The organism is Streptosporangium sp. NPDC049078 (assembly GCF_040648855.1).
Classification (GTDB): domain Bacteria; phylum Actinomycetota; class Actinomycetes; order Streptosporangiales; family Streptosporangiaceae; genus Streptosporangium.
In genome coordinates, this window is sequence record NZ_JBEZEL010000018.1 from 38,273 (window position 1) to 51,672 (window position 13,400).

Annotated in this window: 12 protein-coding genes; 7 read left to right on the plus strand and 5 right to left on the minus strand. The window is 69.6% G+C overall.

What is annotated here, in order from left to right:
• Nucleotides 1–101: 101 nt before the first annotated feature.
• Nucleotides 102–1,061 carry a LysR family transcriptional regulator gene (locus AB0B90_RS28780; protein WP_362925785.1) on the minus strand — a complete coding sequence of 320 codons (960 nt, stop codon included), beginning with the start codon at nt 1,059–1,061 and terminating at the stop codon, nt 102–104.
• A gap of 327 nt (nt 1,062–1,388) precedes the next feature.
• On the opposite strand from AB0B90_RS28780, the gene AB0B90_RS28785 reads away from it, so the two are divergent.
• Nucleotides 1,389–2,168, plus strand: a complete 780-nt coding sequence (locus AB0B90_RS28785) for a putative hydro-lyase (RefSeq protein WP_350947351.1) — start codon at nt 1,389–1,391, stop codon at nt 2,166–2,168.
• A 26-nt stretch (nt 2,169–2,194) separates the two neighbouring features.
• Here the strand turns inward: AB0B90_RS28785 and AB0B90_RS28790 are convergent, their stop codons facing one another.
• Nucleotides 2,195–2,809 (minus strand): AAA family ATPase, encoded by a 615-nt coding sequence (locus tag AB0B90_RS28790; protein ID WP_362925786.1) that lies wholly within the window; start codon nt 2,807–2,809, stop codon nt 2,195–2,197.
• A 129-nt stretch (nt 2,810–2,938) separates the two neighbouring features.
• Complete coding sequence (locus AB0B90_RS28795; protein ID WP_362925787.1) at nt 2,939–3,778, minus strand: patatin-like phospholipase family protein; 840 nt, start codon at nt 3,776–3,778, stop codon at nt 2,939–2,941.
• Nucleotides 3,779–3,908: 130 nt separating this feature from the next.
• On the opposite strand from AB0B90_RS28795, the gene AB0B90_RS28800 reads away from it, so the two are divergent.
• Nucleotides 3,909–5,015 carry an RNA-guided endonuclease TnpB family protein gene (locus tag AB0B90_RS28800; RefSeq protein WP_362925788.1) on the plus strand — a complete coding sequence of 369 codons (1,107 nt, stop codon included), beginning with the start codon at nt 3,909–3,911 and terminating at the stop codon, nt 5,013–5,015.
• 170 nt (nt 5,016–5,185) lie between these two features.
• Here the strand turns inward: AB0B90_RS28800 and AB0B90_RS28805 are convergent, their stop codons facing one another.
• Nucleotides 5,186–5,584, minus strand: a complete 399-nt coding sequence (locus tag AB0B90_RS28805; protein ID WP_350947355.1) for a PPOX class F420-dependent oxidoreductase — start codon at nt 5,582–5,584, stop codon at nt 5,186–5,188.
• Between the two features lie 50 nt (nt 5,585–5,634).
• Here AB0B90_RS28805 and soxR point away from each other — a divergent pair, with 50 nt between their 5' ends.
• The 4 genes from soxR to AB0B90_RS28825 all read left to right on the plus strand — a co-directional run bounded on the left by soxR (nt 5,635) and on the right by AB0B90_RS28825 (nt 11,187).
• Entirely contained in the window at nt 5,635–6,105 is a 471-nt protein-coding gene (gene soxR, locus AB0B90_RS28810; RefSeq protein WP_362902528.1) for a redox-sensitive transcriptional activator SoxR, read from the plus strand.
• A gap of 324 nt (nt 6,106–6,429) precedes the next feature.
• On the plus strand, nt 6,430–9,717 hold the full coding sequence (locus AB0B90_RS28815; protein ID WP_362925789.1) for a cellulose binding domain-containing protein: 3,288 nt from the start codon (nt 6,430–6,432) through the stop codon (nt 9,715–9,717).
• Nucleotides 9,718–9,965: 248 nt separating this feature from the next.
• Nucleotides 9,966–10,538, plus strand: coding sequence for a TIGR02611 family protein (locus tag AB0B90_RS28820; protein ID WP_362925790.1), 573 nt, complete (start codon nt 9,966–9,968; stop codon nt 10,536–10,538).
• A gap of 274 nt (nt 10,539–10,812) precedes the next feature.
• Entirely contained in the window at nt 10,813–11,187 is a 375-nt protein-coding gene (locus AB0B90_RS28825; RefSeq protein ID WP_350947360.1) for a hypothetical protein, read from the plus strand.
• 280 nt (nt 11,188–11,467) lie between these two features.
• Here AB0B90_RS28825 and AB0B90_RS28830 read toward each other — a convergent pair whose 3' ends face one another.
• Nucleotides 11,468–12,238, minus strand: coding sequence for a TetR/AcrR family transcriptional regulator (locus AB0B90_RS28830; RefSeq protein WP_350947361.1), 771 nt, complete (start codon nt 12,236–12,238; stop codon nt 11,468–11,470).
• Nucleotides 12,239–12,375: 137 nt separating this feature from the next.
• Between AB0B90_RS28830 and AB0B90_RS28835 the strand changes: the two genes are divergently transcribed.
• A complete protein-coding gene (locus AB0B90_RS28835) occupies nt 12,376–13,386 on the plus strand; it encodes an ATP-binding cassette domain-containing protein (protein ID WP_362925791.1) in 1,011 nt (336 codons plus the stop codon).
• Nucleotides 13,387–13,400: the final 14 nt, after the last annotated feature.

Consider the following 13,400-nt stretch of genomic DNA (forward strand, 5'->3'; position numbering starts at 1 on the left):
GGCGGCGGACCGGCCTGGTCTCTGGAACCCTTCGGGGGGTGCCGTCAACGTAACGGGGTGCACCTGAGGCGCGCCTCTATCAGATGCCCCCTACCGTCACGTTATGGCGAGGTGCCCAGCCGGGGGTTCTCGGTCAGCCACGCCGCGTATCGTCTGCTCCGTCCGATCGCGTCGGAATGCGCGGCCTTCGCGTGTTCGAGGATCGACGCCGCGACCGTGGCGCTCGCGGCCTCCGGGTGCCAGCCGAGCAGCTGCCGCCAGCGCAGCGGGGCCCCGGCGAGCGGTACCAGCTTCAGCCCTTCGGCGGGCTGGAAGGTCGCCTGACACAGCGCGGCGGCGCGTCCGACCTTGGCCAGGTGCATGCAGGTGGCCACGTCGGTCTCGTAGATGGTCTTGGGGGTGAAGCCGGCGCGGGCGCAGGCCGTGGCGAAGCAGTCGCCGAAGCAGCCGTCGCCCGGGGTCACCGTCCACTGTTCGTCGGCCAGCTCCGCGAGCTCCACCTCCTTCCTGTCCACCAGCGGATGGTCCTCGTTGAGCAGCACGAAGACCGGGTCGGTCCCCACGGTCGACCACACCACCGGCCCCTCCACCGGCGGAGGGCTCTCTCCGCAGGCGCCGATGAACGCGAAGTCGATCCGGCCCAGCATCACCATGGCGGTGAGCTCTCTCGCGGACCAGGAGGTGTGGGTGCTCACCGGGGTGGACGGCCAGGCGGTGGCGAGGCGGTCCACCAGGCCGCCGAGTATCGGGCCGTGGGTTGCGCCCAGCCGGTAGCTGGGAAGGTCGGCGTTCGCGTTGGCGAATCGAAGTGCCTCCTCCTGGAGCTCGCGGGCCGCGGGCAGCAGCACCAGCGCACGTGACAGGACCAGCTGCCCCAGGGGCGTGGGCCTGGCGCCGTTGTGGTCGCGTTCGAAAAGAGCTCCCCCGAGAACCCGCTCTATCCGTTTGAGCTGCGCCGTCAGCGCGGGTTGGGCCAATCCGAGGTGGGTGGCGGCCTTGGTGACGCTGCCGGCCTGTGCCACCGCGCGCACGATCTTGAGGTGTCGGAGCTCGAGATCCATACCGGGAACGTAAGGCCGGGGCGTTATACCTGCAATGCAAACTTGTCATGAAATATGACTCAATTTTGTCGAATCGTTCCAAAAACGTTTTAGGCGCCTTAATTTGGGTATTTATGGATGGCCGTTAGTCTCTTTCCGGCCGTCTCGCTTTGAGGACAGCCGCCCCCGCCGGCCGGAGTCTGACAGCGGTGTCCGACATCCGAGATTCCAGGGACCGGAGTTGCGCCGAAGTTTCGGCTGTCGCAGACACCGATATCCAGCATCCGTATCCTCGCCCGCGGCCGGGGAACGCTGGGCGGCGGACGGCGCCGAGGTTATGATCCGCCGATGGACGTAGCGGCGCTCACCCCGGCGCGGGCCCGGAGTCACTTCAGGGAGGGGCTGCGAGTGCCCACCGCGGGGTGGTGCCGAGGCTGGACCCAGGCCAACCTGCTCGCCGTGCCCCGCGAACTCGCCTACGACCTGCTCCTGTTCGCCCAGCGCAACCCCGTCGCCTGCCCGGTCCTGGACGTCGGCGATCCCGGTGCGGTGAGCACCGTCCTGTTCGGCGGCGACCTTCGCACCGACCTGCCCGCCTACCGCGTCTACCAGGACGGCAGGGCCGTGGCCGACGTCGGCGACGTGCGCGACCTCTGGCGGAACGACCTGGTCGCCTTCCTGCTCGGCTGCAGCTTCACCTTCGAGGACGCGCTGCTCAGGGCCGGGGTTCCGGTACGGCACATCGAGACGGGGACGAACGTGCCCATGTATCTCACCTCGATCGCCTGCCGTCCCGCGGGATCGCTGGGCGGCCCGCTGGTCGTCTCGATGCGCCCCGTCCCGGCCTCCCTGGTTCCGGCCGCCGTACGGGTGACCGCGAGATATCCGGCCGTGCACGGAGCACCGATCCACGTCGGCGCCCCCGAGGAGATCGGGATCGCCGACCTCGGCGTCCCCGACTTCGGCGATCCCGTCGAGGTGCGGGCGGGGGAGACCCCGGTCTTCTGGGCCTGCGGGGTTACGCCGCAGGCGGCCGTCATGGCGAGCGGGGTGTCCTTCGCCATCGGCCATCTCCCGGGCCACATGGCGATCACCGACGCCAGGGACGACCGCTTCCAGGTCCCCTGAACGCTGCCCTCTCCGTCACCGGGCGTTCAGGCCCGGGCAGTGTCCTCGGTGTCCTCAGCGTCCTCAGCGCCCCGGGAGGTGACGAGTCTTTCCAGCTGCGACGTGAGCGAGGGGGCGCCGGGACGGTTGTCGATCTCGTCGTGGAGCACGACGGGCGGCTCGTCCACCCTGATCGCCCGCAGGTAGTCCTCGAAGCGGTCGAGCTTGCCCGCGTCCCTCGCGAGCCCTCTCGCCTCCAGCCGGGCCCGCAGCGCGGGGCCGTCCGAACGGATCCAGAGGAGACGCACGGGCGGGCCGCCCAGCCGCTCGACCCAGCGTCCCCACACCGTCGCGTCGTGCACCTGGGTGGTGAAGGGGCCCTCCAGCATCACCGGACAGCCGTGGGAGCGGATCTGGCGGGCGACCTCGGTCAACCCCTCGTATTCATAACGCTTGATGTTCTGGTCGTACCAGCGGCCTTCGCGCTCCCCGTCGTCACGTCCGTGGGCGCGGAGGGTGGCCGCGACGAAACCGCCGTAGACGGTGTCCTTGTCGAGCAGCGCGGGAACCGGGTCGAGCAGCGCGAGCAGCGCCGCCGCCACGGTGGACTTCCCCGCCCCCGGTGGCCCGCTCACCACCCACAGCGGAGCCACCCCGCTCACCCTCTCTCCGCGGTGAATCCCGCCGGGGGCACCGAGGGGGTCGCCGCACGTTCCGTCGCAGCCCTCGGTGTACCCCCGTGCACCCCGCGAGAGAACCTGTCGTAGGTCCGCCTCCGGCCGGTCACGATCTCAGTCCTTCCAGGCCCTGGCCACGCTCTCCTGGGCGGCGGGCGCCTGGGCGAGGCCGGCCTGGAAGGCGGGGCGCCACAGGGCCGGGTCGAGGACGTTGGTGCCGAACACGGCGACCGACGCCTCGTCGGGGACGACGTGGGCGACGGTGGCCTCACCCAGTTCGGCGAGTTCGGCTTCGAGGCGGGACCTCGGTGAGACGTGCGCCAGCGGTTCCAGGAGGACCACGGCGGAGCTGCCCGCCGCCAGGTCGGCGTTCGTCGCCGAGCGGACCCCGCCGTCCATGTAGCGGCGCCCCCCGATCTCCACCGGAGGGAACACGCACGGGACCGCGCAGCTGGAGGCGACCGCCGCCACCAGTGGAGCCCCCGATTCGCGCTCCCAGACCACGAACTCGCCGGTCCCCGTGTCGACGGCGGTGATCAGCAGGCGGCGCTCCGGCCACTCCTTGACGGGCAGCCGGTCGCCGATCGTCTCGATCCTGGCACCGGTGTCCTGCATCGCGAGGGCCATCTCGCCGACCCGGCGCCGGGCCTCCAGGGGTTCCAGGGACGGGTCGTAGAGCACGCCGAAGGCGGCCATCACCGCCTCCATGTCGACGGCGGAGGCGTTCGAGGCAGTCGAGACGTTCGAGACCCCCGTTTCCGCCTGGACGCCGACCGCGCTCTCCAGGTCGGCCTCGGTGGCGACGAGCGTCCCGACCACCGATCCGGCGGAGGTGCCGATGATCAGGTCCGCCTCTCCCAGCTCGATGCCGGCCCGGCGCAGACCGGTGACGATCCCCGCCTCCCAGGCGATGCCCGCCACGCCCCCGCCACCCAGCACCAGTGTTCTCGTCATGCGCCATTCATATACCTCCAGCGTGGATACTCCGGCCTTCAGGCCGGAGAGTAAACGCGGCACAGCACGGCACGGATCTGAAATCGAACACACGTCCATTGTTAGCTGATCTTGCGTTAGAATGTGAGGTATGGCGCAGACCGTGAAGCGGGCGTTCAAGTTCCGCTTCTACCCGACCCCCGAGCAGGCCGAAGAGCTTGCCCGGACGTTCGGCTGCGTGCGCCTGGTCTACAACAAAGCCCTCGAAGAACGCACCCGCGCCTACACGCTGCAAGGCCACAAGACCTCCTACGTGCAGTCGTCGGCCGCGCTCACGCAGTGGAAGAAAACCGACGACCTCGCGTTCTTGAACGAGGTCTCCTCGGTGCCGCTTCAGCAGGCACTGCGCCACCTTCAGGCGGCGTTCACGAACTTCTTCGCCAAACGGGCGAAGTACCCGGCCTTCAAGTCCCGCAAGAAGTCCCGGCTGTCGGCCGAGTACACCCGCTCCGCGTTCAAATACCGGAACGGTCAGCTCACCCTGGCGAAGTTGGACGGCCCGCTGAACGTCGTGTGGTCGCGCCCACTGCCCGAAGGAGCAGAGCCGTCCACGGTGACGGTGTCGAAGGACGCGGCGGGCCGCTGGTTCGTCTCCATCCTGTGCGAAGACACCATCCGGCCGCTTGACCCGACGACCAACGCGGTCGGGATGGACGCGGGCATCACGGCTTTGGCGACGCTGTCGACCGGAGAGAAGATCGTCAACCCCCAGCATGAGCGGGCCGACCGCAAGAAGCTCGCCAAGGCTCAGCGCAACCTCTCCCGCAAAGAGAAGGGGTCGGCGAACCGGGCCAGGGCGAAACTCGCCCTCGCCCGCGTGTACGCCCGCATCGCCGACCGTCGCCGCGACCATCTGCACAAGGTCACCACTCGTCTCGTCCGTGAGAACCAAACGGTCGTGATCGAAGACCTCACCGTGCGCAACATGGTCAAGAACCACAGCCTGGCTCGCGCCGTCTGCGACGCCTCCTGGCGCCAGATGCGGTCCATGCTGGAGTACAAAGCGGCCTGGTATGGGCGGGAGTTGCTGGTCGTGGACCGGTTCTTCCCCTCGTCCAAGCTGTGTTCGGCGTGCGGCGCCCTCCAGCGGTCCATGCCGCTGGGTGTCCGCGATTGGGTGTGCGCCTGCGGCGCGGTCCATGACCGGGACGTGAACGCCGCCAAGAACATCCTCGCCGCCGGGCTGGCGGAGAGGTAAAACGCCTGTGGAGCCGGTGTAAGACCTCAAAGGGGAATCCTCCTGGCGGGCGACTGGCGGTGAAGCAGGAACCCTCACGGGCGACCGTGGGGAATCCCCTCCCTTCAGGGAGGAGAGGAGGTCAAACCTGATGGCTCTTTCCCGCAGAAGAAGCGCCCGAGGACGCGGAGTCAGACGTCACGGCCCCTCATGCCCTCCTGGGTGGGGTCGACGCCCCAGGAGATGATCCGCCGGGGATGGATGCGGATGATCTCCCGGCTCAGGTACGGGGAGGGCGGTTCGTGGTCCTCGACGGCCTCGGCCTCACCCCGGATCTCCACGCCCCGCACCCGCCAGGGGTCGGTGGAGGCGACGTCGTCGACCACGAAGGCCACCCGCGGATTCGTCCGGACGTTGTGGAACTTCCTGGTGGTGCCCATCGCGCGGCCGTAGATGTCGACGACGCCGGTCTCGGTGTCGACGCGGAAACCGGTCGGGCTGTTCTGCAGGGAACCGTCGGGGCCCGTGGTGGCCAGTCGGCCCAGGCGCTGCCCTTCGAGATAGGCGAGCTCCGCCTCCGTGAATGTCATGTACTCACTCTGTAACCTCAATGTTGATTGAGGTCAAGTTAGACTGGCGCATGCCCAACAATCCGGAGATGAGTGTCGGCCAGCTCTCCGCGCGCAGCGGGGTCGCGGTCTCCGCCCTGCACTTCTACGAGGCCAAGGGGCTGATCCGCAGCCGTCGCACCGCGGGTAACCAGCGCCGTTTCCCCCGTGACACGCTCCGCAGGATCGCCTTCATCAGGGTCTCCCAGCGCGTCGGGATCCCGCTCAGGACGATCCAGCAGGCGCTGTCGGCGCTTCCCGACGAGCGCACCCCCACCAGGGAGGACTGGGCGAGGCTCTCGACGGTGTGGCAGGACGAGCTCGACGACCGCATCAGGCAGCTCGAACGGCTCCGCCACGGCCTGACCGACTGCATCGCCTGCGGGTGCCTCTCCCTGGACCGCTGCGCGCTCGCCAACCCCGACGACGTGGCCGCCGCGAGAGGACCGGGCTCGCGCCTGATGCTCCCGCCCCGCCAGAGCTGCGCTCCCTGCGAGGTGTGAGGAGGTCCGTCCCGCGGGCCGGGGCCGATGCCCCGTGTCGCTCCCGCGCGCGGCTCCGGTGTGGCGTTCTCGCACCGATCCCGCACCTAGGGCAATGGGCGGCGGCGACGGGCGACAGGGCGCGCCCCTGCGGGAGCGCCGATGCCCCCCCCGGGGGATTCACCGTAGGTTTGTTAGTTGTCTAGTCAAACTATTGACGATCCGGGGTCCGGCATGTGAACCTCTGGGCGTTCATGCACGCGCATCATGGCGGTCGAAGGTCAGGGTCCCGTCACCTGATCGTGCATGGCGGTTTGTCCGTTGCATTGCGAAGGGAAGCCGTACATGCGAAGAAGGCTGTTCAGCATGCTCGCCGCCGTGGCGGTGGCGTGCGCGTCGGTCGGCGCGGCCGTCGGGGGCGCCCAGGCGTCCGCGTCGGGGACCGCGGCGAAGACCGCGGTGAAGGCCGCGACAAAGACGGTGGCGACCGGGACCGGTTCCGCGGCCGCCGCGGAGACGTACCAGTGGAAGAACGTGAGGATCGACGGCGGCGGGTTCGTGCCGGGGATCATCTTCAACCAGACCGAGAAAAATCTGATCTACGCCCGCACCGACATCGGCGGCGCGTACCGCTGGGAACAGGCGAGCAAGAGCTGGACCCCGCTGCTCGACTGGGTGGGCTGGGACAAGTGGGGCTACAACGGTGTGGTCAGCCTCGCCACCGACCCGGTGGAGACCAACCGTGTCTACGTCGCCGCCGGGATGTACACCAACAGCTGGGACCCCAACAACGGGGCCATCCTGCGCTCCGCGGACAAGGGCGAGACCTGGCAGGCCACATCGCTGCCCTTCAAACTCGGCGGCAACATGCCGGGCCGGGGGATGGGGGAGCGGCTCGCCGTCGACCCCAACAGGAACAGCGTCGTCTACCTCGGCGCGCCCGACGGCAACGGCCTGTGGCGCAGCACCGACAAGGGGGTGACCTGGGCCAAGGTCGCGAGCTTCCCCAACCCGGGGAACTACGCCCAGGACCCCTCCGATCCCAACGGCTACCTCAGCCACCGTCCCGGCGTGGTCTGGGTGACCTTCGACCCGACCTCGGGAACCGCGGGGAACACGACACAGAAGATCTACGTGGGCGTCGCGGACAAGGCGAACACCGTCTACAGCTCCTCGGACGGCGGGACCACCTGGAGCAGGGTCGCCGGACAGCCCACCGGCTACATGGCGCACAAGGGCGTGTTCGACCGCGTCAGCCGCACGCTCTACATCGCCACCAGTGACACCGGCGGTCCGTACGACGGCTCCAAGGGCGACGTGTGGAAGCTCAACACCACCACCGGGGCCTGGACCCAGATCAGCCCGATCCCCTCCAGCTCGTCCGACAACTACTTCGGCTACAGCGGCCTCACGATCGACCGGCAGAACCCCGGCACGATCATGGTCGCGACCCAGATCTCCTGGTGGCCGGACGTGATCTTCTTCAGGTCCACCGACTCCGGCGCGACCTGGACCCGCGTCTGGGACTTCACCTCCTACCCGGACCGCAGCCTCCGCTACACGATGGACATCTCCTCCTCGCCGTGGCTGACCTTCGGGACCAACCCGCAGCCGCCGGAGACGACCCCCAAGCTCGGCTGGATGACGGAGTCGCTGGAGATCGACCCGTTCGACGGCAACCGGATGATGTACGGCACCGGTGCCACGATCTACGGCACCGAGGACCTCAAGAAGTGGGACACCGGCGGCAAGTTCACCATCAAGCCCATGGTCAAGGGGCTTGAGGAGACCGCAGTCCTCGACCTGATCAGCCCGCCGACCGGCGCCCCGCTGGTCAGTGCCCTGGGTGACCTGGGCGGCTTCCGGCACACCAACCTCGACGCCGTACCGCCCATGCTGTTCACCTCGCCGGTCTTCACCTCGACGACCAGCCTCGACTACGCCGAGACCAACCCGTCGGTCATGGTCCGCGCGGGCAACTTCACCGACGCCGACCGGCCGAACGACAGTCACGCCGCGTTCTCCACCGACGGCGGCGCCAACTGGTTCCAGGGCACCGAACCCGGTGGCGTCAACGAGGGCGGCACGATCGCCGCCGCGGCGAACGGCTCCCGGTTCGTCTGGGCGCCCAAGGGCGTGGGCGTGCACTACTCGGTCGGCTACGGCAACACCTGGACCCCCTCCACCGGACTCCCGACGGGAGCCGTCGTCGAGTCCGACCGGGTGAACTCCAACAGGTTCTACGGCTTCAGCGGCGGAAAGTTCTACGCCAGCACCAACGGCGGCGTCTCCTTCACGGCCACCGCCGCGACCGGACTGCCCGCCGAGGGCAACGTCAAGTTCAAGGCCGTACCCGGCCGCGAGGGCGACATCTGGCTGACCGGACCCGCGAACAGCGCGGGCGCCGCCTCGGGCATCTGGCGCTCCACCAACGGCGGCGCGTCGTTCACCAAGTTGTCCGGCGTCACCGACGCCGTCAACATCGGCTTCGGCAAATCCGCCACCGCCGGTGGCTACCAGGCGCTGTACACCCTCGCCACGATCGGCGGCGTGACCGGCGTCTTCCGCTCCGACGACACCGGCGCGAGCTGGGTGCGGATCAACGACGACAAGCACCAGTACGGCAACGCGGGCGAGGCGATCACCGGCGACCCGCGCGTCTACGGCCGCGTCTACCTGGGCACCAACGGCCGGGGCATCCTGTACGCCGACAACGACGGGACCGTCCCGCCCCCCGACACCGTCCCGCCGACCAGGCCCGGTACTCCGGTGGCTTCGGCGATCACGTCGTCGGGTGCGACGTTGACCTGGGCGGCTTCGACGGACGCGGTCGGGGTGAGTGGTTACGACGTCTACCGTGAGGCGGGGGCGACGGATGTCAAGGTGGGGTCGCCGACCTCGCCGTCGTTCGCGCTCACCGGGTTGACCGCCGACACGTCGTACACCTTCTACGTGATCGCCCGTGACGCGGCGGGCAACAGTTCGGAGGCCTCCGTCCCGGTGACCTTCAAGACCCTCGCCGGGCAGGTCGACACCGTCCCGCCGACCAGGCCGGGCACTCCGGTGGCTTCGGCGATCACGTCGTCGGGTGCGACGTTGACCTGGGCGGCTTCGACGGACGCGGTCGGGGTGAGTGGTTACGACGTCTACCGTGAGGCGGGGGCGACGGACGTGAAGGTGGGGTCGCCGACCTCGCCGTCGTTCGCGCTCACCGGGTTGACCGCCGACACGTCGTACACCTTCTACGTGATCGCCCGTGACGCGGCGGGCAACAGTTCGGAGGCCTCCGTCCCGGTGACCTTCAAGACCCTCGCCGGGCAGGTCGGCGGCGGCTGCACCGCGACCTACGCGGTGTCCAACTCCTGGCCCGGTGGTTTCCAGGGCGAGGTGACCGTAAAGAACACCGGCACCTCGGCGACCACCGGCTGGACCGTGAAGTGGTCGTTCCCGAACGGTCAGACGATCACCCAGCTCTGGAGCGGCACCCACACCCAGACCGGTGCGGCCGTCACCGTGAAGAACGTGAGCTGGAACGGCGTCCTGGCCCCCGGAGCCTCCACCTCGTTCGGTTTCGGCGCCTCCTGGACCGGCACCAACGGGGTCCCCTCCACCGTCACCTGTACCGCCCCCTGACCGCCTCCCGCCCGCTCTCTCACCGTTTTTCCCGCAGAGGGCGGGCGGGGGCCCATCCGGGAGGCGATCGAACGCCATCAGGTCGCTCCTCGCGCCCTTAAAAGGGCGAGAGGGGCGACCGCGGCGATCTCGGGACTCCCCCCTGAGGACCCCCGGCCCTCCCCCCTGAGGATGATCTGAGGACGTCGGCGGGGCCGGGTCGCCCAGCAGAGCCTATTGTGGAAGAAACCGACTGTGCTGGGGAGAACATGACGATCTCAGATGGGGTGCGCGAGCCTCACGGCGCGACCGGGCAGCCGTCTGAGACCGGCACCGGCGGCGTACGCGGAGAGACCGGCCTCGGTGGCGTCCAGGGCGAGGCCGCCGTCGGCGGCGCCGGGAGTGACCGCCGGGTCGAGCTGGGCGACGCCGACGCGCTGAAAGACGCGGCGGCCGGGCGGTCCGGCATCCACGGCTGGCTCGACGGCGTCAGGTCCACCAGCGCGGGCCGTCTCACCCTGAAGATCGTCATCGGCGTGATCGGCACCGTACTGGTCGTCGGCGGACTGATCATGGTGCCCTTCCCCGGCCCCGGCTGGCTGGTCGTCTTCGCGGGGCTCGCGGTGCTGGCCACCGAGTTCCACTGGGCGCACCGGCTGCTGGAGTTCGGCAAGCGGACCCTGTCGGCCTGGACGGCCTGGCTGGGCCGCCAGGGCTGGAGCGTCAAGATCCTGGTCGTCGCCGTCGCGGCGGTGACCGCCACCGCGATCGTCTACTACGGCCTCAAGCTCAGCCTCCACATCGACCTGATCGTCGAGGCCCGGAAGTTCCTCATCCGATAGCCGCCCTCGCTCCGCTTCTCCTGGGCCCGCCGCGACGACGGCGTCCTGTCCGGCCCGCAGGGCTTTCCCCGGAATGTCCCGCCTCCGTGCCGTCACCCACGGCAACGGCGCCGGCGGCACTCTGACCGCCTATGACGCACGCTGTCCGGGAAACGGGACCGGCGCTCCCCGGAGTTTTACCCAGGCCCTTCCACCTCGTTATCTTTCGCGGATGTGACTCTTCGTAGTGTCTCCACGTCCGATCCGCAGAGACGAGTAAGGAGAGTGACGTTCGATGCGCGCCCTGTCCTCGATGTTGGTCCTGGCGGCCGCCGGAGCCGTCGCACTGACCGGCACCCCCGCCCACGCCGACGACGTCAACCTGGCCGCGAGGGTCCAGCCGGGCGAGGAGGTGTTCCTCACGCCCGAACTCGTCCCCGGAGCCCGGTACGGCGGAAACGTTCTGGTCAAGCTCGACGAGAACAGCGTGCCCGTCAAGGTGAAGATCGGTAACTGCCGCGGCAGGTACGTCGGGTCGGTGCCGATCGCCGCGAACGACCACGCCGCGTACGTCGCCGCCACCACCACCCCGCCCGCCCAGTGCATCCGCTACCGGGTGAAGAACATGGGCAACCAGCCCGCGGCCATCACGGGCACCGGTTACTACTAAACCGGCCCTCCGGGGTGTGCGGGACGGAAACGGCGACCAAGGCCGTTTCCGTCCCGCACACCCCGCTTTTTCTGTTTCCGGCACCGACCCCCGCCCGCGACCGGCGCAGGGCGGCGAATCGATCGTCGGCCCTCGCCTCCACGACCGGCGCGGGGACGCGCTCGCGGTGTGCCGCCACGATCGCCACCCAGGTCCCGAGAGAAAGCGGGGAACGGTCTGAGGGGACGGCGTCCGTTCTCCTGTGACGGATCGTCCGCGGGGCACTCCTCGGGATCCGGGTTCATGAGCGATTCCGGCCCGCGATCAGGGCGGCGATTCCGGCCAGGATGCGGTCCAGGCCGAAGGTGAGGGCGTGTGCGGGGTCGGAGATCGCCTGGTGGGCCTCGCCCGCGGCCTGGCCGACCCGGGAGGCGACCGGGAAGCGGGTGCCGTCCATGATCTTGTCGAGCAGCGGGGCGTTGGACACCCACCACTCGACGTCGGTCATCCCGCTCTCCTCCTGGACCCGTGCCTGGTTGGCGGCCGTTCTGGCGGTGCTCTGCACGTGGCTGAGGACCAGGGCCAGGACGGAGTCCATCTCGACGTCCGTCAGGCCGACGCCGTCCAGCGGGCGTAGCTCGGCCTCGTACTTGAGCGAGGCGTTCGGTCCCAGGGTGGAGCGGGCGTCGATGACCTGCAGCATCCACGGGTTGCGCCGGTAGAGGTCCCAGTTGCGGGCGGCGACGAACTCCAGCGCGCCCCGCCACCCGCCCGGTTGCCGGGACGGGGCGTCCACGTCGTCGTAGAGCTCCCCGTACGCGGTGTCGACCATGAGGTCGACCAGCTCGCCCTTGCCGGGGACGTGGGTGTAGAGGGACATGGTCCCGACCCCCAGTCGCTCGGCGACCTGGCGCATCGAGACCGCTTCGAGCCCTTCGGCGTTGGCCAGCTCGACGGCCGCCAGGACGATCGAACGCACCGTCAGCCCCGAGCGCCCCGGCTTGCTGTGCGAGCCCCACAGCAGCGCCAGGCTGCGTGCCGGGTCGGCGTCGGAAGCTTTCTTCGCACTCACGGGAACAGTCTCCAGATTCTCGGCGTTGGGACCACCGTAGCTGAGCCGTACGGTGTACGGTACGGTCTACGTTCAAAGAACGCGCAGATGTGGGGCGAACTGCCGGTGAGTGCCGGACGGGAAGACGGGTGCGAAGAGTGAAACCAGCAGACGCGAGGGCGGCCGGACGGGACGCGGCGGCGATCGCCGCCTACGACCTGCGAAAGAACTACACGGGTGCCACCGAGGGCACGGGTCTCAACGGATTCGACCTGGAGGTGGCGGCCGGAACGGTCTGCGGCCTGCTCGGTCCCAACGGCGCGGGCAAGACCACGGCGATCAGAATCCTGTCCACGCTGCTGCGCCCGGACTCGGGCCGGGCGAGCGTCGCGGGATTCGACGTCCGTACGCAGGCGCGGCAGGTGCGCGAGCGGATCGGGCTGGTCGGGCAGTACGCGGCGGTCGACGAGATCCTCAGCGGGCGGCAGAACCTGGTGATGTTCGGCAGGCTGAACCATCTGCCCGCGGCCGGGGCGCGGAGGCGGGCCGACGAACTGCTGGAGCGGTTCTCACTGGCCGACACAGGGGCCAAGCCGGTCGGTGAGTATTCCGGCGGCATGCGCAGGCGGCTCGACCTGGCGGCGAGCCTCATCGTCTCGCCCCGGGTGCTGTTCGTGGACGAGCCCACCACCGGCCTCGACCCGGCCGCCCGCCAGGAGGTGTGGTCGGCCATCCGCGACCTGGTCGGCTCCGGCACGACCGTGCTGCTCACCACCCAGTATCTGGAGGAGGCGGACCGGCTGGCCGACCGGATCACCATGCTCGGCGCGGGCCGGGTCGTGACCGAGGGCACCCCGGAGGAGCTGAAGTCCGCCATCGGCGGCGACTGGCTCGACATCGTCCTCACCGACCCGGCGGACGTGGCCGCGACCGAGGCCCTCGCGGCGCGGGTCGCCTCCGGTGAGATCCACGTGGACGCCGAGGCGCGCCGGGTCAGCATCCCGGTCGCCGAGCGCACCCGGGCGCTCGTCACCATGGCCACCGCGCTCGGTGACGCCGGGATCGAGCCGGTCGACGTCACACTGCGCCGCCCCACGCTCGACGAGGTCTTCCTGCACCTCACGGGCGGCGCCGAGAGCACGACCGCCCACGCCGGGGCGTCCGCGTGAGCACCGTGACCTCG

Coding starts and splice junctions, on each gene's coding strand:
- AB0B90_RS28780 (WP_362925785.1), bottom strand. CDS start 1,061: ATGGATCTCGAGCTCCGACACCTCAAGATCGTGCGCGCGGTGGCACAG.
- AB0B90_RS28785 (WP_350947351.1), top strand. CDS start 1,389: ATGGACGTAGCGGCGCTCACCCCGGCGCGGGCCCGGAGTCACTTCAGG.
- AB0B90_RS28795 (WP_362925787.1), bottom strand. CDS start 3,778: ATGACGAGAACACTGGTGCTGGGTGGCGGGGGCGTGGCGGGCATCGCC.
- AB0B90_RS28800 (WP_362925788.1), top strand. CDS start 3,909: ATGGCGCAGACCGTGAAGCGGGCGTTCAAGTTCCGCTTCTACCCGACC.
- AB0B90_RS28805 (WP_350947355.1), bottom strand. CDS start 5,584: ATGACATTCACGGAGGCGGAGCTCGCCTATCTCGAAGGGCAGCGCCTG.
- soxR (WP_362902528.1), top strand. CDS start 5,635: ATGCCCAACAATCCGGAGATGAGTGTCGGCCAGCTCTCCGCGCGCAGC.
- AB0B90_RS28815 (WP_362925789.1), top strand. CDS start 6,430: ATGCGAAGAAGGCTGTTCAGCATGCTCGCCGCCGTGGCGGTGGCGTGC.
- AB0B90_RS28820 (WP_362925790.1), top strand. CDS start 9,966: ATGACGATCTCAGATGGGGTGCGCGAGCCTCACGGCGCGACCGGGCAG.
- AB0B90_RS28825 (WP_350947360.1), top strand. CDS start 10,813: ATGCGCGCCCTGTCCTCGATGTTGGTCCTGGCGGCCGCCGGAGCCGTC.